This is a genomic window from Rhodococcus sp. no. 34 (genome assembly GCF_054589475.1).
The window spans coordinates 180900-199499 of record NZ_BAAILK010000012.1 but is presented as its reverse complement, the minus strand read 5'-3'; the positions used below and the strand labels follow the sequence as shown (position 1 = coordinate 199499).

The following is an 18600-nucleotide window of genomic DNA, read 5'->3' as shown; positions in this document are numbered from 1 at the left end:
TGTGTTTGCGGTTGAGCGTTCACTCCCGACCATTATCGCCGACGGCGCTCAGGTGTGCCGGCCGCTGGAGGTGTGTCAGTCAAAATGCTTGCGGTTTAAAGCAATTCGATCGATCTTTTGGACCGATGTTCAGGTTCGAGTCACAGTGCCGGGCGGCGGTGACGTCGACCACGTCTGGGCTCGCATCTAAGGGAACGGTAAGGAATCGCGGTTACCATGGTCACAGTCGATCGGCGATACCGATCGCCGATTCGCTTCGAACATGTTGCCCAGCAGCCGGATCCGGGGTCCGGCGAGGAGATCTATGTCGACGCAGTCCGTAGTGCACGCACAATCATCCGCAGACGAGAGCGTCGTGGGGGATTCGTCTCCGCCGGGTGGTGGAAGCCGGCGATATCTCGAGCAACTGATCAGATACGACGTGCCGGCGTCGCTGGTCGTATTCCTGGTGGCGCTTCCCCTGTCATTGGGAATTGCGATCGCCTCCGGGGCGCCGATCATGGCAGGTCTGATCGCCGCAATCGTCGGCGGAGTGGTGGCCGGAGCTGTGGGAGGTTCACCGCTGCAAGTCAGTGGTCCCGCAGCCGGCCTGACCGTGGTGGTCGCCGAACTGATCGGCAAGTTCGGCTGGAAAGTCACCTGCCTGATCACCGTCGGCGCCGGAATTCTGCAGATCGTGTTCGGGCTCAGCCGAATTGCCCGTGCGGCGCTGGCTATTGCTCCAGTGGTGGTGCATGCGATGCTCGCCGGTATCGGCATCACCATTGCGCTACAACAGGTTCACGTGTTGTTGGGTGGAAGCTCGGCCAGCTCGGCGCTGGACAATCTACGGCAGTTGCCCGCACAGATCGGTGCCTTGCATGTCGAGGACCTGATGATCGGACTCGTCGTCATCGCCACCCTTCTCGGGTGGCGCTATCTCCCTGCCGGTGTCCGCAAGGTTCCGGCGGCGTTGGTGGGCATCGTATTGGCAACTCTCGCTTCGCTGGCGCTGCCGATCGACGTCGAGCGTATTGCTCTCGACGGATCTTTGCTGGACTCGATCGGACTCCCCGCTCTGCCCGACGGCCAGTGGCTCGGCGTCGCAACCGGCATCCTCACCATCGCCCTGATCGCCAGTGTGGAGAGTCTGCTCTCGGCCGTGGCCGTGGACAAGATGCACTCGGGCCCGCGGTCGAACTTCGATCGCGAGATGCTCGGCCAGGGCACCGCGAACATGGTGTCCGGGGCCATCGGCGGCCTTCCGGTCACCGGGGTGATCGTGCGCAGTGCGACCAATGTCGAGGCCGGGGCGAAGTCCCGCGCGTCGTCGATCATGCACGGCCTGTGGATTCTGCTGTTCTCGGCTGCGCTCGCCGGGTTGGTCCAGCAGATTCCGAAGTCTGCACTGGCCGGACTGTTGATTGTCATCGGTATTCAACTGGTCAAGCTGGCGCACATTCGGTTGGCGCGACGGACCGGTGATCTGTGGGTGTACGGCATCACGGTGGTCGGCGTCGTGTTCTTGAATCTGCTCGAGGGCGTCCTGATCGGGTTGGCGCTGGCCATCGCCCTCCTGGTGTGGCGTGTCATCCGCGCAACTGTCACCGCAGAAGAGTTGGGCGACAACGATTCCGGGAAGTGGCGCGTCCTGGTCGAAGGCTCGTGCACCTTCCTGGTGCTGCCCAAGCTGACGTCGGTGCTCGCCGGACTCCCACCGCGGTCGGACGTCACCGTCGAGCTGTCTGTCGACTTCCTCGACCATGCCGTCTTCGACGTCATCGAAGAGTGGGCGAGGCAGTACGAGTTGGCAGGTGGTTCGGTGGTCATCGACGAAGTCGGCTCGGTGAGTATGGAGAGCGCGACCACCGGTCCGCCGAAGCGCGGCGCCGCAGTCACCGACCTGCGCGGCTTGCTCGCGCCGTGGGGCAGTTGGCAACCACAGGCTTCGGGGAGGAATCTGAGCAGCCCGCCGGCCTTGCGGCCCATTCTCGACGGGGTGTCCAACTATCATCGCCATCGCGCCGAAGCTATACGGCCGCACATGGATCAGTTGCGCGACGGGCAGAACCCCGACTCTCTTTTCCTTACCTGCGCAGATTCGCGAGTGGTGCCGAACATCATCACGAGCAGTGGCCCCGGCGACCTGTTCACCGTGCGCAATGTCGGAAACCTGGTTCCTGCCGGCGGCCGCGATACGTCGGTGGAAGCGGCACTGGCCTTCGGGATCGACGAGTTGGGTGTCAGTTCGGTGGTCGTGTGCGGACATTCGGGCTGCGGCGCGATGCAAGCACTCCTGACGAACGGTTCGTCGGAATCGGGAGTCGTCGGGGAATGGCTGCGGCATGCGGAGACGAGCTTGCAGGCCTATACGAGTGGCCATCCGGTCGCGCGTGCTGCGGCCGAGGCAGGTTTCTCGGAGGTCGATCAGCTCGGAATGGTCAATGTCGCAGTCCAATTGCAGACTCTCGAACGCCATCCTCTCGTCGGTCAGGCCCGTGTGGATGGTCGCCTGCGTATCGCCGGACTGTTCTTCGACATCGGCTCGGCTCGGGTCATCGAAGTGACAGCGTCGGGGATCGGCCAGTTGATCGAGACCTGAAGGGGCTATTCGGGTCCGGGCTGATCCCTGAGTTCGACCAGCAGGCGAGCCCCGCCGAGTGGACTGTCGTGAAATGTCGTCCGTCCGCCGTGCAGGGCCGCTTGCTGCGCCACCAGCGCCAGGCCCAAACCGGAGCCTGTCTTGCCTGCCGTCGATCCGCGAGTGAAGCGCTCGAACACGCTCGAGCGTTCCTCGGCCGGTATTCCGCAACCGTTGTCGTCGATCGTGATCGTGACGGTGTCCGGTGAATCTGCCGGGCGAGCGAGGGTGATGCGCACCGCGCTCGCGCCGCCGTGGCGGACTGCATTGGTGATCGCGTTGTCGAGGATCAACCGGATTCCGCCGGGAAGGGCCCGGATGCAATAGGGGAGTGGGGAATCCACCGTGACGACGCCGACGTCCAGCCCAGGATGATGTCGGCGTGCGTCGTCGGCGGCGATGTCGCAGACCTCGGTCAAATCGGTGTCCTTGAAATCCTCGGCCGTCGAGAGTTCACCCTTCGCCAGGCGCTCGAGGTCTCTCAGAGTTGACTCGACGCGGCCCTGCGCGCGGGCCAGATCTGTGAGGATCTCGCGTCTTTGTTCGTGATCGAGGTCGTGAATGGACAACACTTCGATGTCGGTTCGCATTGCTGTCAACGGAGTTCGGAGTTCGTGAGCCGAGGCGGACGCAAAATCTCGGGCTGCGGCGAGGGCGGAGTTGGTTGCGGCTTGCGCTCGAGCGACGTCGCTGAGCATCGATTCTGCTGCTGCGGCAAGCTCGTCCGCTTCACGGATTCCGGAAACCTCGGTGGCGAGATCGGGATCGCGCCTGGCGATCCGGCGGGTCAACTCCACGAGGGGGCGCACCGCCGGGCCACCGAACAACCATCCCAACGCAGCTGCGGCCGCTACGGCCCCGACGCCGAAGAACGCGACCTGTCGCTGTTGGTCGACTGTGATGTCTCGCGCTTCGGCATAGGGAACCGCCAGCGAGACAAGGGCATTGATCCCGTCGGCCTCGGCGGTATATGCCCGGTACTTCGTACCGTCCACGTCGACGGTCGCCGAGCCGACCGGTAGTTCGGGCAGTCGCGTCGGGGTACTGGATTTGACGGTTCCGTCGGTGTCGGAGCGGATGGTCACGGAAAAGGCGCCGCCGTCTCCGAACGCGCCGAGAAAAGGTCCCGCTGTTGCAGCATTGGCCACGATGACCGTCGATGCCGTCTCGAGTCGGCGGTCCAATTGCGCTAGATTATTTCGTGCGATAGCCAGTGCAACGACCACACCGAGTGCGATGACGATGAACGTCGCCCCCAGTGCCGCGGCCGCGGCAACGCGAGTTCGTAGTGAGAAGCGGCGACGCTTCACGGGTTCTCCCGAAGCACGAACCCGACGCCGCGAACGGTATGCAGCAGACGAGGTGAACCACCGGATTCGAACTTTCGACGCAGATAGCCGATGAAGACGTCCACGACGTTCGTGTCGGCGACGAAGTCGTAGCCCCACACCAGTTCGAGGAGACGTTCGCGAGTGAGCACGATGCCGGAATTGTGTGCGAGCACTTCGAGTAGCTCGAATTCGCGTTTGGTGAGTGGTACTTCCTTGCCGTCGACACGAACTCTGCGACCGGAGAGATCGATGTCGAGGTTTCCGACGCGCAGGGTATTCGTACCCTCGGAGTGATCGCCGGCCGGAGTGTTGCTGCGCCGGAGCATTGCGCGGATCCGGGCAACGAGTTCGGCAAGAACAAACGGTTTGACCATGTAGTCGTCTGCACCGGATTCGAGCCCGGCGATGCGATCGTCGACCGAGTTGCGCGCACTGAGCACGCAGATCGGGATTTCGTTGCCGGCGGCACGAAGCGCCGTCACCACACCGGTGCCGTCGAGAACAGGCATGTTGATGTCGAGGACTACCGCGTCCGGTCGTTTGTCGGAGATCACTCGGAGCGCGTCGGCTCCGTCCACCGCCGTCAGTACGGTGAATCCCGAGAGCCGCAATCCGCGTTCGAGTGAGGTCAGGACGTCTGCGTCGTCGTCGACTACGAGGATTTTCGGTATCTCGGTCACAGCCCCATTGTGCCTTGCCTGGTACGTCGGGTTTCGCTGATCAGACCGGCAAGTCGGTACCGTCCGGACGCAGACCGGCCATGAACACCGCGACCAACCGCGGGACCAGGTTCGGCATGGCTTCGTCGGACAACTCGATTTGCGGGCGCGTCAGTTTGGCCAGAGCCATGACGAATTCGAGCGGTTGCAGATCGGCGCGGACCAGTCCGGCGCTCTGAGCGGCGCCGATCGTCGCGGTCATCTTCGTTTTCGTCACCTCACGCACCGCGAGAACTTCGGGCGCCAGCTCGGTGAAACTGTGTTCCACCAGTGCAGGAATGAGCGCACCCAGGCGCAGTTCCACGAGGCGGTCCACCAGCGTGTGCCACGCGTTTGTCGGATCGGTGGACATTGCCGTGAGTGCGATGTCGGCAGCCTCGCGGACATCGGTCAGTGTTGCGACGGCGACGGCGGTCACGAGGTCCTCGCGCGTCGGAAAGTTTCGATACAGCGTGGCGATGCCCACTTTCGCGAGTTCTGCGACTGCGTCGAGCGGCGCGTCGTGCCCGCGCTCGGTGAACACCGCTCGTGCGGCGTCGACTATTGCGTTTCTGCGTTCACGTGCATCGGCTCGCACATTCACCTCCGGTATTGACAGTTCATCATAACCGGAGGAATATCTTCCACAAATAGTGGAGGAAAAACTTCCACTTAGGGAAGGTAGTTATGAACGCCGAAGTTGAAGCACAGGACCGCAAGAAGTTGGTGGCTGTGGTGTTGGGCTTGTCCGCCGTGATCGGGCTGATGCTGCTTGCCTTCGTACTGCCCTCGGTCAACAGTGGCCCGCACGAACTGAAGTTGGGCATCACCGGTCCAGCTGCGGCAACCGAACAGATCAGCACCTCGCTCGAGGCGAGTAAGCAAGGCGCCTTCGATACTCGAGAATTCGCCGACGCCGACGCCCTGCGTGACGCGATTCGGAATCGCGACGTGGTCGGCGGAATCGCCGTTGATGCCAACGGTCCTCACGTGTTGATCGCGACTGCAGGCGGAACCCCGATCGCCCAGACCCTGACCGGGGTGGCCAACGGCCTCTCGGAGGCCTTGGGGGCAAAGGTGCCCGTCGAAGACGTTGTGCCGCTGACTGCGGACGACCCGACCGGTGCTGGGCTCACGGCATTGGCCTTGCCCTTGGTGTTCGGCGGAATCATGCCCGCTGTTGTTCTCGTGCAACTGTTTCCGCGCAGCATCGTCAAGCGAGTGTTGGGTGCTGCCGGCGTCGCGGTGGTCGCGGGTTTTGCACTGACTGCCATTCTGCAGTTCGGCACCAACAGTCTTGACGGAAACTACCTGCTCACCGCGCTCGCACTCACCATTGGCATGTCGGCCATCTCGCTTCCCATTTTGGGGCTCGAATCCCTGCTCGGGATGAAGGGGTTCGCGTTGGGCGCCGTCACGATGATGTTCATCGGAAACCCACTCTCGGGGATGGCGACAACTGCCGCGTGGTTGCCCGCGGGTTGGGGCGCTTTGGGGCAGCTGCTCCCACCTGGCGCCGCAGGAGCATCCGTCCGTTCGATGGCGTTCTTCGACGGCCATGGCGCCACCACGCCACTTCTGGTGCTGGTGTGCTGGATTGCCGTCGGGATCGCGCTGTGCGTGGCTGCCGGTCGGAAGAAGGCGTCGACCCCCGTGGTCGAACCCGAGGCTGCGCTGGTCTAGTCGGTGCGGCTTGCGTACGGGGTCAGGTCGGGAATCGGCCAGACCCCGTCAACGCGTTCCATGGCCAGTTCGGCGACCACGGTGTCCTCGTCCATCGGTAGAGGTCGGAGGATTCGGGGCTTTCCCGCCTCCCATTCGACGTCGATGCCTGCGGAGGTCAGGGCGTCCTGATCGATGACGGCGACGACCAGCGGCAATGTGAGGTCGCCGAACACCAGATCGAGCACCGAAGCGAGTGCGTCCGGGGTCGTTGCGCGAATGAATCCTGCCTCGTCGTAACTGATTCCGCGCGTCGAGACCTCGTACTCACCGAAACGCTTGCATGCTTCCCAGTCGTCGGCGATAGCGACGTGGACGAGTCGTTGTCCGGTCATGCAGTGCTCCTGTAGTATTCGAATTAATGAAACGTCAACGTAGCATTAATTCACCGGCACGGTAACAGGGGACTTGATGGAGCAACCGCGCAGACGTGGGAGAACCAGTGACGCCGAGCGCGCCGAACGACGCAACGAGATTCTCGACGTCGCTGTCGCCTCGTTTCGAGATGTCGGGTTCGCCCGAACTACCATCGAGGGCATTGCCACGGTGGCCGGCGTCGCCAAGCGCACCGTGTACAGCTACTTCGGCGACAAGTCTGCGGTCTTTGCAGCTGCGGTTGCGCGTCAGCACGCGTACGTCGACGATGCCGGCGAGGGCCAGTCCGACCTGCTCGCCGCTGCAGTGGACATCGTCATCGCCCTGCACAGCGACAACTCGATTGCGCTGCACCGCATGATGATCGGCGAGGCCGTGCAGTTCCCTGAATTGGCCGCAGCGTTCTACGAATCCGGCCCGGCCAAGTCGATTGCCTTTCTGGAGAAGATTTTGATCGATCAGCACGGCCAGAAGGCTGCGCTGTGCGCGGATCAGTTGTACACCTTGCTGCTCGGGGAGGAGCACCGGCGGCGACTGCTCGGGCTCACCTCCGAACCGACAGCCGAAAGAGCGGCGCAACTGGCGGCCCGCGCGGTGGGATGCGTTCTGAGATCTGATCGGTAGGCTCGACTGGGTGAGTAACTCTGTGATCTGGTTTCGACGCGATCTGAGGGTCGGTGATCTTCCGACTCTGACTGCAGCGGCGGATGCCGGCGGACAGACGTTGGGTTTGTTCGTCCTCGACGAGAAGTTGCTCGGACCGGCAGGCTCACCCCGCCAGAATCAACTGTTCGCCAACTTGTCGGCACTCGACAACCAGCTCGACGGACGATTGATGGTTGTTCGAGGTGATCCGGCAGACGTGGTGCCCCGCGTGGCGGAATCCGTTGGCGCCGAAGAAGTTCACATCAGTGGCGACTACGGGCCCTACGGCCGACGGCGCGACGCGGCCGTGGCCGAGAAGGTGGAGTTGATCGCCACCGGGTCACCATATGCCGTGGCGCCCGGACGCGTCACCAAGGCGGACGGTGATCCGTACAAGGTGTTCACGCCGTACTTCCGTCAGTGGATGGAACATGGTTGGCGGGGCCCCGCGTCGACCGATGCGGGGACGGTCCGTTGGTTCGATCCGAGCGAGAAGGACGGTGGCCCGCGCCGGGTGAGTATCCCCGCGCCGTCCGGCACCGTCAGCGATGTCGTCGGTGAGACCGGTGCGCTCGAACAGTGGAAAGAATACTGCGAGAACGATCTTGACCGGTACGATGACGAACGAAATCGCCCCGACCTCGACACCACGAGTCGGATGTCGATCCCGCTCAAGTACGGCACGATTCATCCGAGAACCATGTTGGCAGATCTCTCCAAGCGACTCGGAGACGGCGCTCAGGCGTACCGTCGCCAGCTTGCTTGGCGAGACTTCTACGCAGACATCCTGTTTCAGCGCCCCGACAGCGCGCGGAAGAACTACGACGACAAGTTCGACCGTTTACGTCACGACGGGGGAGACGACGCAGACGCCGCCTTCACGGCCTGGTGTGAAGGCAAGACCGGCTTCCCGATCGTGGATGCCGGCATGCGGCAACTCGCCGCCGAGAACTGGATGCACAATCGGGTCCGAATGATCGTCGCGTCATTCCTGGTGAAGGACCTGCACATTCCGTGGTGGCGCGGCGCACGGTACTTCATGTCGCAACTGGTGGACGGTGACTTGGCCTCCAATCAGCACGGGTGGCAGTGGACTGCCGGGTCGGGTACGGATGCTTCGCCCTTCTTCCGCGTCTTCAACCCGATCACGCAAGGGGAGAAGTTCGATCCCGACGGCACATACGTCCGTCGGTGGGTCCCCGAACTTCGCGATGTTCCCGGGAAGGCCGTCCACTCGTTGAAGGCGATGCGCCCAGTCGACTACCCGGACCCGATCGTCGATCACGCGCACGAGCGTGAGGAAGCCTTGCGCCGGTACGGCGAGATCAAAGGCTGAGTGCTCAGTGATCTGCGGGCGCTACGCGGACGCGGTTTCCGTCCAGATCTGAAATGACGAACGTCAGACCGAAGACATCTTCGTTGGGTTCTTCGACGACCTCGACTCCCTTGGCCACCCACTCGTCGTGGATCGCCCGAATTTCGTTGCTCCCGCCGTCGACCAAGATGCCGACTTCGAAATTGCGCGGTGTCGCGGGATCGAGGTCGCGGGACTTGCCGCTCCACAGTGCAAGGACCACACCGCCGCCGAGGTCGAAGGTCATGTACCGAGGGCTGAGGACCTCAGGCTTCGCGTCGAACAATTCGCCGTAGAACGCTGCTGCGGAGGCGGCATCGCTGACGTAGATCAGAAACTGGTTGGGTAGTCGCACTGTGGTTTTCCCTCTCCCGTTGATTTTCGGGCCACCGGCAACGGGGCGTGTGCCTGGTCGTGCGGGGCTGCGTTCAACAATTCCCGCGCGCCGGACGAATGTCCAAGAACAAGTGCGTCTGAGAGGCAGATGGATTACTTATGACGACTGCTGCAGTCACACCGCACTGAGGTGGTACCCGACGCTCAGGTTCGGGTAGTAGCCGTCGATGTAGCTCGAGATGAAGTAGTGATCAGGGTCGGTGGTGCGAGTTCCGTCGGTGTCGAACTGCGGATAGTCGTTGACCATGAAGACGGCTTGTCCGCCGTCGGGAGTGGAATAGACGACGTCGACCGTCAGGCCGCGCGGGTCCTGGTTGTATGCCGTGACGATCTCAGTCTCGTGAGGCGCGAGCGACTGGCGTGGGCTCTGCATCCACTGTCCGTAGGGGTTGTCGGCGCCTTCGAGATGAATTGTCTGTTCGGTGTCGTTGCTGATCGTCATCGTGATGCTGTTGCCGGTTGTGGGAAGGGTTCCGGCACTGGCGATTCCGCTCAATCCCAAAGTGAGGGCGCCGGCGGCCAGAGCTGTGATTGCGGCAACTACGTAGCGTGGGTTCGTCATCGTCGGTGTCCTTTGTCCGGGTGAGCGTTCGGTTGGCTCTCTCGAAGACAACTATGTCGGAGCAGATCGATGTCGTATGTCCACTCCCCGGACCCTGTGCAGGCGGAACGGTGTGTCCACCGATCGGGGGACACCTACTCCGACACCGAGACGGCTTCGACCTTTCGCTCGCCGGTGACCAGCAGTCCGATCAGTGCGGCCGCCGCGAGCACCATGACGAGTGCTCCGTAGCCACGCGTCGTATCCACCAATCCGACCTTGCCGACCAGGTAGCCGGCCAGCAAGGCGGGAAGACTGTTGGCCAGATATGCGATGACGTAGACGGTGGACAACAAACCCGCGCGTTCGTGGTTCTCGGCCAGCGGCATGACGGTGAGGATAGTTCCTTGGAATCCTGCTCCGAAGCCGATACCTGCAACAGCCGTACCGACCAGAATCAATACGGCAGAGGATGTTTCAGCACCGATGAGTGTGACGGCCACCCCGAGCACCAAGGCGGTGGTTCCGATCAGCATCACGGTCCGGCCGCCGAGTTTGCGGAAGGTGAGTACTGCTGCCGCTCCGAATCCTGTCAGTGTTGCGACCATGATGGCACCGATGAGGGAGCTGTGAACGTCAAGTGCGTTGCGCGCCAATGCAGGTCCGAGTGAGAGGTAGAAACCTCCCAGCGCCCAGACCGCGATCAGGCACGGTGCGGTCAGGGCAATCATCGTGCGCGCCTGACGAGGAACGGCCAGTGTGGGGCGCAGGGACTGCCAGGCTCCGGGGCGTCCGCCCGAAGTCTCGGGAGCGGCCCATACTCCGAAGATCTCGAGAATGACAAGCACGAGAAGGACCAGGTAGACAGTGCTGGTGGGCCGGGGCAGGTGCTCGCTGATGAGGCTCGAACCCACTGCTCCGACTGCAAGCCCCATCGTCGGAGCGACGCTGTTGATGATCGATCCTCGGCCCGGAGTGCGTTCGAGGTCGATCAATGCCGAACCCAGAGCACTGATTGCAGCGCCGGTGGCAACACCCTGTACGACCCGGGCGATGAGCAGGATGGTCAAACCGTCGGCCGAGGCGAACAGCGCGAGCGAGACTGCCTCGAGCGCGAGTGCTCCGAGCAGGACCGGGCGCCTGCCGATGTGATCGGACAGGGATCCGGCGGTCAGGAGCGTGGCGAGCAATGCGAGAGCGTAGATGCCGAACACGAGCGTCGACGCCAGCGAGGAGAATCCCCACAACTGTTGATAGTGCTCGTACAACGGTGTCGGGGTCGCGGATGCGCCCAGGAACGTGGCGATGATGACGGCGATGAGTGTGAAAGCGACGCCTCGCCCAAGGCGTGGGCGTGAAGTGCTCTCGGTCTGAGGTGAAACGGTCGTTGTCATTGTCGTAGCGCTTCCCGTGCGGGTGGTGAAGACTTCAAACGCAAATACTTTGCGTTTGGGACGCTACGCCTGGCCGTAGCCTAATGCAACATCTTTGCGTTAGTATTGGATTTATGAGTCCGTCCGCAGGTCCGCGCCCCGGTGGCCGTAGTGCGCGCATCCAACAGGCCGTGCATGCGTCGGCGCGCAAGTTGTTGGAACAGCGTGATCGAGCCGAGATCACGGTGCCGATGATCGCGACCGATGCGGGAGTGACCCCGTCGACCATCTATCGGCGGTGGGGTGACATCAACGAAGTCTTTGCCGACGTCTCGATCGAGAGATTGCGCCCGGACGCCGACCCGCGTGAAACGGGCTCGCTCCGAGGGGATCTGACGGTTTGGGCGCAGGAGTACCTCGAGGAGATGTCTGCGCCTGTCGGTCGTGCTTCGTTGCGTGACGTGTTGATGAGCGACGATCAGACGCATGCACCGGATGGTACGAAGAAGTTCAAGTGTGCCTTCTTCTGTCGGACGCAGATCGACGTGATCCTCGCGCGTTGGCCGGAAGCTGCCGGCGTGGATGGTGATTCGGTCGTCGACCATGTGGTGGCGCCGATCATCTACCGAATTCTGTTCGACCTCGAACCGGTCGCGCCGCAGCGAGTTGCGGAATTGGTGGATCAGACACTTGCGCTCGCGGCGCGGGTCGGTGCCGAAGGCTGATCGCTACGTAGTCGGGCGTGGACATGCATGTCGTGCCAGCCGTCGGCGTGCCTGGCGGAGCCTCGTCGAACACCTTCTTCGCTGAACCCTGCTTTGGTGGCGACTCGGCACGATCGTGGGTTGTGGATCGAGTGTGCGAGTTCCAATCGATGAAACCCTACTTCGCGGAATGCCCACTCGGACAGTGCGGTTACAGCCTAGGTGCACAGTCCGCGGCCGCGCGCCGCTGGGGTCACCCAATACGCGAGCTCGGCAGTGCCGTCCCACAAATTCACCCCCTTTGCTGCGATTCGGCCGAGGAGTTCATTTGTCTCGGGAGCGGCGATCGCCCAATGGCATTCGGATTCGCTTGCCCACCCGTCTCTCCACTGGGTGAGCCAACCCCGTGCTTCGTCGATCGAGTCGGCGCGGCGGATGTGCCAACGCTGAATCGACGGATCGCGAAAGGCTTCCATGACGGCCGGTGCGTCGTCGCGGGTCCAGGGTCGGAGAATCGCGGAAGTCCCGACGTGGATCGAGGGTTGGTCCATTCCCCGGAGATATCCAGCGGCGATAGCGGGCGTGGTCAACTTGGGCACGTGAAGCATCATCGCCTACCCGCCTGATGGCGGGCAATGGCGTGAGCTTTCCGGTCATTATCCCTGCCACTCTGCGTTCAGTCGGCGCGCAGATTCCAGAGTTGCGATGGCCTCTTCGGTGTCAACTCGTGCGAGTACCAATGCACTTACCGTGCAGGAGAGAAGGATTCGAGTGCGGTCTGAGAGCGTGGCGTCTGTCTCGGTTGGAAACGCGGCGTGTAATCCACTGTTGATCGCGTCGGCGAGCTCTCGGTGGTAAGCGCGGATCACTGCGGCCACCGCATCGTCGTGCGCGCCGAGTCCGGCAGCCGTATTGAGAAGTAGGCAACCGCGCCGAGGCGAGTCGGCGGTCATGGTGCCGATCGCGTGCGCAAGCGAGGAAAGGTAGTCGTCGACGGCGTCTGCCCCGGGATTTGTCGTGAGGCTGCGCAGACGTGGCCGGATGACATGGTCGAGGTACAGCTGCACGGCGGCGTCGAACAATCCGCGCTTGTTGGTGAACGAGTTGTAGAGACTCGACCGACTCAGCCCCGTCGCGGATTCGAGGTCGCCGAGTGAGGCACCTTCGTATCCACGTGCCCAGAAAACGTCCAAAGCGGCAGCGACCACGGCTGTTGTGTCGAATTCTTGTGATCTGCCCATCAAAGCCTCGCTCTTTCTGTATCGTTCGGTCCAGTATATATTGGACCGAACGATACAGAATTCACTCGAAGCAACAGGAGTTCACCGATGAACGTCGCCGGCTACATCTTCGCGGGACTGGCCGCAGCAGTGCACGTGTACATTTTTGTCCTCGAATCGATTCTCTGGACGGCCCCGAAGACCCGCGCCACGTTCGGCGTGAAGTCCGAGGAAGAGGCGATCACCACGCAGCCGCTCGCCTTCAACCAGGGCTTTTACAACCTTTTCTTGGCGATCGTATCGGCGGTCGGCATCGTGATTGCGGCGACCGGCTCCGCGTCGGTCGGAATTGCCCTCGTCCTGGCAGGCACAGGATCGATGGTTGCCGCGGGATTGGTGCTGATTCTCTCGTCTCCCGACAAAGCCCGCGCAGCCGTCGTACAGATGCTTTTCCCAGCTATTGCCGTTGTTCTGCTCGTAATCCACCTGCTTTGAGTGGTCTCTATCCGCCGCCGAGCACCAGTGATTCGATCAACGTAAAAGCACCGTTGAGTGCTCCGCAATCGAAGGCTTCGGCCAGGGCGTAACCGATGACAAGTTCGTCGGTGCTCGGCGTGCTCGACCAGACTGCGTCGGTCTGTCTGGGATCGGATTCCTCGTTCTTGGAGAAGTGCCCGATCCGCAATCCGTCGCGGGTGAATGCACTGTTCGCGTCGTCGACTGGGGCGAAGTTCAAACTCACGCCGTCGACGAGTGCCGAGACAGAGTACGAGCGACGGGACAGAAACCCTTTGCCGACAGCGAGTTCGACTTCGTCGCCACCGACAGTGAAGAACAAGTCGGCGGCGGCGCGCGTTCCGATGGGTGTGCCTTCACGGCGCGGGGCATCGACTCGACGCGTCAACAGAGCGTGTGAGTTGCCGTTTCGGACGTCGACGACCCCCGTGTCGACATCGAACGAGATCTCGACTTTTCCGTGAATCGGGTCCATTACGGCGTATTTGACCGTCACTGTGCCTGCCCCCTGTAAGTGTGAACTCGGGTCCATAATACGTGGTGGGAGCGTTGTCCAGTATGCCCGAATCCAAAAAAATAGTGCCGAATGACGCGCGTTTGCGGCCAAATGCTTCTACGCTGGGTCTTGGGTTTGTTGCGCATCCCACAACGGTTTTTCCCACGCCAGACGAGGAGCGCCTATGAGGTTGTCGACTACTTGTTCTGTTGCTACGAAGGCTTGATCAAGCCGGAATTGCCTCTGCCGGATGGTGCTCGAGACCCATCCGGCAGAGGCAATTCTGCATCAGTTCGGGCCTTCAGCCGCCGGCGAATTTTTCCGAGGTGCCGAGATCGATCGGCAACGCGATGCCGGTGATCCCGCGCCCGGCCGGCCCCACCAGATAGAACACCGCATCCGCAATCACTTCGGGGTCGACCCACGGGTGGGGCAGCAGATTCAGCTTCGACATGATCGGAGCGGTATCGGCGAGGACAGGATTCTCCAAGTCTGGACGGAACGCACGAACCATCGGTTCGTTGTCGATCATCGTCGTACGCACATTGCCCGGGTGTACGGAGTTGACTCGGATGTCTGCCCAGCCGAGTTCGTTGGCCAGAGACTTCGCCAACCCCCGAACGGCGTGCTTGGACGCGGAGTAATGGGCAATCCCCGGCACGCCTCGAAGCCCGGCCATCGAGCTGATCAACACAATGGATCCACCTCGATTGCCGTTCATGATGTGCGGAATCGACACCTTGGTCGTCAACCAGACGCCGGTGACGTTGATGTCCATCAGCTCGCGGAACTCTTCGGCGCTCAGGTCCCAGGACAATTTCGCCGACGCCGCGATTCCCGCGTTGGCGATCACGATGTCCAGTCGGCCGAGTTTCTCGACTCCGGCGTCGACCGCTGATTTCAGGGCATCAAGGTCGCGAGTGTCCGCGACGGACGCGACGATGCGCCGGCCCTGAGCTTCGACCAGGGCGACGGTCTGGGCGAGGTCGGCTTCGGTGGCCATGTCGTACCCCGCCGTTGCGACCGGCGCGCAGAGATCCACCGCGATGATGTCCGCGCCCTCGGACGCGAGCTTGACGGCATGCGCGCGCCCTTGACCACGCGCCGCTCCGGTGATGAATGCGACCTGACCGTCCAAATTGCCCATCGAACTTCCCCTGCCCGTGTGAATCGCCGAAACTGGAACGTGTTCATACTGCTACGTCCGGAGGCAGACAGACAGGGGAATTCGCTGAATCCTTATCCGCGAAGGAGTTTGGACAACTCGTCCAATACGCTCGCGTCCTCGATGGTCGACGGGACCGTGTACTCCTCGTTGTCGGCGATCTGCCGCATGGTCTTGCGGAGGATCTTGCCGGAACGAGTCTTCGGTAGTGCCGCGACGACGGTGACGTCCCGGAACGTGGCGACGGCACCGATCTGGTCTCGCACCCGGGCGACCAGTTCCTGTCGGAGCGTTTCGGGATCGATGTCGACGCCGGACTTGAGCACGACGTAGCCGCTCGGCCGTTGCCCCTTGAGTTCGTCGTGAATGCCGATGACCGCGCATTCGGCGACAGCCGGGTGGCCGGCGACGACGGCCTCCATGCTTCCGGTCGAAAGGCGATGTCCGGCAACGTTGATCACGTCGTCACTTCGTCCGAGCACGAAGACGTAGTTGTCCTCGTCGATGTACCCGGAGTCGCCGGTGAGGTAATAGCCTTCGAAAGTCGACAGGTAGGACTTCACGTACCGGTCCTCGTCACGCCACAGTCCGGCGAGTGTTCCGGGAGGAAGCGGCAGGCCGATCACGATGTTGCCCTCGGTGCCCGGACCCACGAGTTCGCCCTTGCCGTCGACGATTTCGACGCGGTATCCGGGGCAGGCGACGGTGGGTGAGCCCGCTTTGATCTCCATGGGTTCGAGGCCGCGCAGATTCGCGCAGATGGCCCAACCGGTTTCTGTCTGCCACCAGTGATCGACCACCGGGCGATCGAGAATCCGAGTAGCCCACTCGTAGGTGTCGGGATCCAAGCGCTCGCCGGCCGCGAACAGTGTGTCGAGCGACGAGATGTCGTACTTGGCAAGCTCTTTTGCGTCCGGGTCGGCCTTGCGAACCGCGCGGATCGCTGTCGGAGCGGTGAAGAGTGCCGACACGTTGTATTCGGAAATGATGCGCCAGAACGCACCGGCGTCGGGGGTGCCGACGGGCTTGCCTTCGTACATGACCGTCGTAGCTCCGGCGAGCAACGGTCCGTAGACGATGTAGGAGTGGCCGACCACCCAGCCGACGTCGGAGGCGGTCCACCACACCTGTCCTGGGCTGATGTCGTAGAGATTCTTCATGGTCCACGTCAGCGCAACGGCATGGCCACCGTTGTCCCGGACGACGCCCTTGGGCTTACCGGTCGTTCCCGAGGTGTAGAGGATGTAGAGCGGATCCGTCGCGGCGACCGACACCGGGTCGGCCGGGGTGGCGTCGGCGATCAGCTCGTCCCAGTCGAACCAGGCTGCGGCACTTGACTTGTAGTCGGAAGCTGCACCGGGAATCTGCTCGCGATTCTTCACGATCACGGTGTGCGCGGGAGTGGCGGACAGTTGCAGAGCCTTCTCGACCATCGGCAGGTACTCGATTGTTCGTCCGGGTTCGAGGCCGCCGGACGCCGTCACGAGCACCACTGGACCGGCGTCGTCGATACGGGTTGCGAGCTCCTTGGCCGCAAAGCCGCCGAACACCACCGAATGCACCGCGCCGATTCGCGCACACGCGAGCATCGCGATCGCAGCCTCGGGGATCATCGGCATGTAGATGATCACGCGGTCGCCCGCCACCACACCCTGATCTTTCAAGACGCCGGCGAAGAGTGAGACCTGCTCGAGCAATTCGGCGTAGGTGTACGTGGCCTTGGTGGGGACCATCGCGGAGTCGAAGATCAACGCGGTCTGATCGCCGCGGCCGTCGCGGACGTGCCGATCGAGGGCATTGAAGCTGGTGTTGAGCGAAGCATCCGGGAACCAGCGATAGATCGGCGCGGCAGAGTCGTCGAGAGCCTTGGTGGGGGCGACATCCCAGTCGACGGCCCGCGCAGCGTCGAGCCAGAACTTCTCCGGCTGATCCATGCTCTCGCGATATGCGTCGGCATACGTGGTGTGGGACGCCTGCTCGGAAGAGCTCATCGACGTGTGTCCTCTCGTGAACTTCGCTTACCGGTGACCTGAAACACCTTAGGTCACCGTCAGTGCGGTGCGCCTCAGTAGCGGTGCGGGTACCGTCCCTTTGCGCCGGGCGGGCCTGTCCCGTCGGCCAGTGGCGCGCAGGGGTGGGATAGGCCAGAGACTGAAAGGGGGATCGATGTGACAGGTGCAGCGCAACGCGCAGGCTTCTGGGGAGTCCTCGCTCTGCGTGACTTCCGACTTCTGTGGACCGGCGACGCAGTCAGCGGTATCGGAAACGGTGTCACGACCGTCGTACTGCCGCTGATCGCGCTTCGCGAACTGGACGCGAGTAGCTTCCAGATCGGTGTGCTGGCATCAGCAGTGTGGTTGCCGTGGTTGATCGTCGGACTACCAGCCGGTGCCTGGATCGACCGGCTGCCTCGGCGCCCGATCATGATGATCGCGAACGCTGCGTGCGCGCTGTTCTTCGCGAGCCTCGCGATCGCCGGCTTCCTGGGGGCGATGACATACGGCCACCTGCTCCTGGTCGCGCTGCTCACCGGTACAGCCACCGTCTTCTTCCAGGCGGCCTATCACTCGTATCTCCCCACGGTGCTCGCCGAAGCGGATCTTGTCGAAGGGAACTCGAAGATTCAGGGCGCTGAGGCCGCAACTCGGGTGATCGGCCCAAGCGTCGGTGGGCTGGTGGTTGCAACTGTCGGGCTCGCGGCCGGTCTGGTTGTCGACGCGTTCACGTTCGCCTTCTGCTTTGTATGCATCTGGCTGATTCGTGTGCAGGAGACCGTCCATCGCGGACAGAATCAGCGAGAACCGTTGCGACGCCAGATTGCGCTCGGACTGCGATTCGTCGCCGGTGATCCGTATCTGCGGTCGATCGTCGTCTACGGCACTCTGCTCAATTTCGGTCTCACCGGGTACTCCACGATCCAGATCGTGTTCCTGGAAAAGACGCTTGGCGTGGGGGAGTTCGGACTCGGGCTTCTCTTGGCGATTGCCGGGGTGGGCGGAATTGTCGGATCGATGATCGCGCGCCCGCTCGGCCGCAGATTCGGCACTGCCCGAAGCGTTCTCATCTGTCAGTTGGTGACGGGACCGTTCATCCTGTTAGCACCTCTGACGACGTACGGTGCCGGCCTGTTCTGGTTCTGCATCGGCGGCATGGTGATGGTTGCGGGCGTCGTGTCGTGCAACGTGGTGCTCGGCAGTTTCCGTCAAAGTTACTGTCCGCCGGACCGCCTCGGACGAGTGGTGGCAACGAGTATGTTCCTGCTGCACAGCAGCATTCCGCTCGGTGCGCTGACGGCAGGCTACCTCGGCGACGCAGTGGATCCGCGCGGGACGATGTGGATCATGGCCTGCCTGATCGCGCCGTGCGGATTGGTCCTGCTCTTCAGCCCGCTCCGCGGGATCCGCGATCTACCGAGTCGGCCTGCGGTCCCACTGCGGTAGAGGA

The 18600-nt window shown here is 62.6% G+C and carries 18 protein-coding genes and 1 pseudogene; 7 read left to right on the top strand and 12 right to left on the bottom strand.

Annotated features, from left to right (window positions below; translation table 11 throughout):
• Window positions 1-304 precede the first annotated feature (304 nt).
• Complete coding sequence (locus ACYP01_RS01775; RefSeq protein ID WP_042451182.1) at window positions 305-2581, top strand: SulP family inorganic anion transporter; 2277 nt, start codon at window positions 305-307, stop codon at window positions 2579-2581.
• A gap of 5 nt (window positions 2582-2586) precedes the next feature.
• Here the strand turns inward: ACYP01_RS01775 and ACYP01_RS01770 are convergent, their stop codons facing one another.
• From ACYP01_RS01770 to ACYP01_RS01760, 3 genes are read right to left on the bottom strand one after another with little or no spacing between them, the layout of a single operon-like run.
• On the bottom strand, window positions 2587-3930 hold the full coding sequence (locus ACYP01_RS01770; RefSeq protein ID WP_003939972.1) for a sensor histidine kinase: 1344 nt from the start codon (window positions 3928-3930) through the stop codon (window positions 2587-2589).
• On the bottom strand, window positions 3927-4631 hold the full coding sequence (locus tag ACYP01_RS01765) for a response regulator transcription factor (RefSeq protein WP_003939853.1): 705 nt from the start codon (window positions 4629-4631) through the stop codon (window positions 3927-3929). The genes ACYP01_RS01770 and ACYP01_RS01765 overlap by 4 nt, the downstream gene beginning before the upstream one ends.
• Window positions 4632-4671: 40 nt before the next feature.
• The gene (locus ACYP01_RS01760) at window positions 4672-5247 is read right to left on the bottom strand and encodes a TetR/AcrR family transcriptional regulator (RefSeq protein ID WP_054825295.1); all 576 of its coding nucleotides are present in this window, start codon (window positions 5245-5247) and stop codon (window positions 4672-4674) included.
• Window positions 5248-5336: 89 nt separating this feature from the next.
• Here ACYP01_RS01760 and ACYP01_RS01755 point away from each other — a divergent pair, with 89 nt between their 5' ends.
• Complete coding sequence (locus ACYP01_RS01755) at window positions 5337-6332, top strand: ABC transporter permease (RefSeq protein WP_459678378.1); 996 nt, start codon at window positions 5337-5339, stop codon at window positions 6330-6332.
• Here the strand turns inward: ACYP01_RS01755 and ACYP01_RS01750 are convergent.
• A complete protein-coding gene (locus ACYP01_RS01750; protein ID WP_007733447.1) occupies window positions 6329-6706 on the bottom strand; it encodes a DUF952 domain-containing protein in 378 nt (125 codons plus the stop codon). The two genes, ACYP01_RS01755 and ACYP01_RS01750, sit on opposite strands and share 4 nt — an antisense overlap.
• 76 nt (window positions 6707-6782) lie before the next feature.
• Here ACYP01_RS01750 and ACYP01_RS01745 point away from each other — a divergent pair, with 76 nt between their 5' ends.
• Window positions 6783-7370: a TetR/AcrR family transcriptional regulator gene (locus ACYP01_RS01745; protein ID WP_459678376.1), complete on the top strand. Its 588-nt coding sequence runs from the start codon at window positions 6783-6785 to the stop codon at window positions 7368-7370.
• Between the two features lie 10 nt (window positions 7371-7380).
• The gene (locus ACYP01_RS01740) at window positions 7381-8727 is read left to right on the top strand and encodes a cryptochrome/photolyase family protein (RefSeq protein ID WP_459678374.1); all 1347 of its coding nucleotides are present in this window, start codon (window positions 7381-7383) and stop codon (window positions 8725-8727) included.
• Window positions 8728-8731: 4 nt separating this feature from the next.
• Here ACYP01_RS01740 and ACYP01_RS01735 read toward each other — a convergent pair whose 3' ends face one another.
• The 3 genes from ACYP01_RS01735 to ACYP01_RS01725 form a co-directional block, all read right to left on the bottom strand.
• Window positions 8732-9100, bottom strand: coding sequence for a VOC family protein (locus ACYP01_RS01735; protein ID WP_003939994.1), 369 nt, complete (start codon window positions 9098-9100; stop codon window positions 8732-8734).
• Between the two features lie 156 nt (window positions 9101-9256).
• Window positions 9257-9703: a hypothetical protein gene (locus ACYP01_RS01730; protein WP_459678371.1), complete on the bottom strand. Its 447-nt coding sequence runs from the start codon at window positions 9701-9703 to the stop codon at window positions 9257-9259.
• 134 nt (window positions 9704-9837) lie between these two features.
• Window positions 9838-11076: an MFS transporter gene (locus ACYP01_RS01725; protein WP_003940229.1), complete on the bottom strand. Its 1239-nt coding sequence runs from the start codon at window positions 11074-11076 to the stop codon at window positions 9838-9840.
• Window positions 11077-11189: 113 nt separating this feature from the next.
• On the opposite strand from ACYP01_RS01725, the gene ACYP01_RS01720 reads away from it, so the two are divergent.
• Window positions 11190-11780 (top strand): TetR/AcrR family transcriptional regulator, encoded by a 591-nt coding sequence (locus ACYP01_RS01720; protein ID WP_037128509.1) that lies wholly within the window; start codon window positions 11190-11192, stop codon window positions 11778-11780.
• Here the strand turns inward: ACYP01_RS01720 and ACYP01_RS01715 are convergent.
• A pseudogene (locus ACYP01_RS01715) lies at window positions 11738-12310 on the bottom strand (GNAT family N-acetyltransferase). The gene ACYP01_RS01720 and the pseudogene ACYP01_RS01715 sit on opposite strands and share 43 nt — an antisense overlap.
• A 105-nt stretch (window positions 12311-12415) precedes the next feature.
• Window positions 12416-13000, bottom strand: a complete 585-nt coding sequence (locus ACYP01_RS01710; RefSeq protein WP_003940117.1) for a TetR/AcrR family transcriptional regulator — start codon at window positions 12998-13000, stop codon at window positions 12416-12418.
• Between the two features lie 87 nt (window positions 13001-13087).
• Between ACYP01_RS01710 and ACYP01_RS01705 the strand changes: the two genes are divergently transcribed.
• Window positions 13088-13474: a DUF1304 domain-containing protein gene (locus ACYP01_RS01705; protein ID WP_003939752.1), complete on the top strand. Its 387-nt coding sequence runs from the start codon at window positions 13088-13090 to the stop codon at window positions 13472-13474.
• Window positions 13475-13481: 7 nt separating this feature from the next.
• On the opposite strand, the gene ACYP01_RS01700 is transcribed toward ACYP01_RS01705, so the two are convergent.
• The 3 genes from ACYP01_RS01700 to ACYP01_RS01690 all read right to left on the bottom strand — a co-directional run bounded on the left by ACYP01_RS01700 (window position 13482) and on the right by ACYP01_RS01690 (window position 17147).
• Window positions 13482-13991 carry a hypothetical protein gene (locus tag ACYP01_RS01700; RefSeq protein ID WP_459678367.1) on the bottom strand — a complete coding sequence of 170 codons (510 nt, stop codon included), beginning with the start codon at window positions 13989-13991 and terminating at the stop codon, window positions 13482-13484.
• 301 nt (window positions 13992-14292) lie between these two features.
• On the bottom strand, window positions 14293-15138 hold the full coding sequence (locus ACYP01_RS01695; protein ID WP_020970454.1) for a mycofactocin-coupled SDR family oxidoreductase: 846 nt from the start codon (window positions 15136-15138) through the stop codon (window positions 14293-14295).
• A gap of 92 nt (window positions 15139-15230) precedes the next feature.
• Entirely contained in the window at window positions 15231-17147 is a 1917-nt protein-coding gene (locus tag ACYP01_RS01690) for a propionyl-CoA synthetase (protein ID WP_003940009.1), read from the bottom strand.
• Window positions 17148-17324: 177 nt separating this feature from the next.
• On the opposite strand from ACYP01_RS01690, the gene ACYP01_RS01685 reads away from it, so the two are divergent.
• Entirely contained in the window at window positions 17325-18596 is a 1272-nt protein-coding gene (locus tag ACYP01_RS01685; protein WP_459678364.1) for an MFS transporter, read from the top strand.
• Window positions 18597-18600 lie beyond the last annotated feature (4 nt).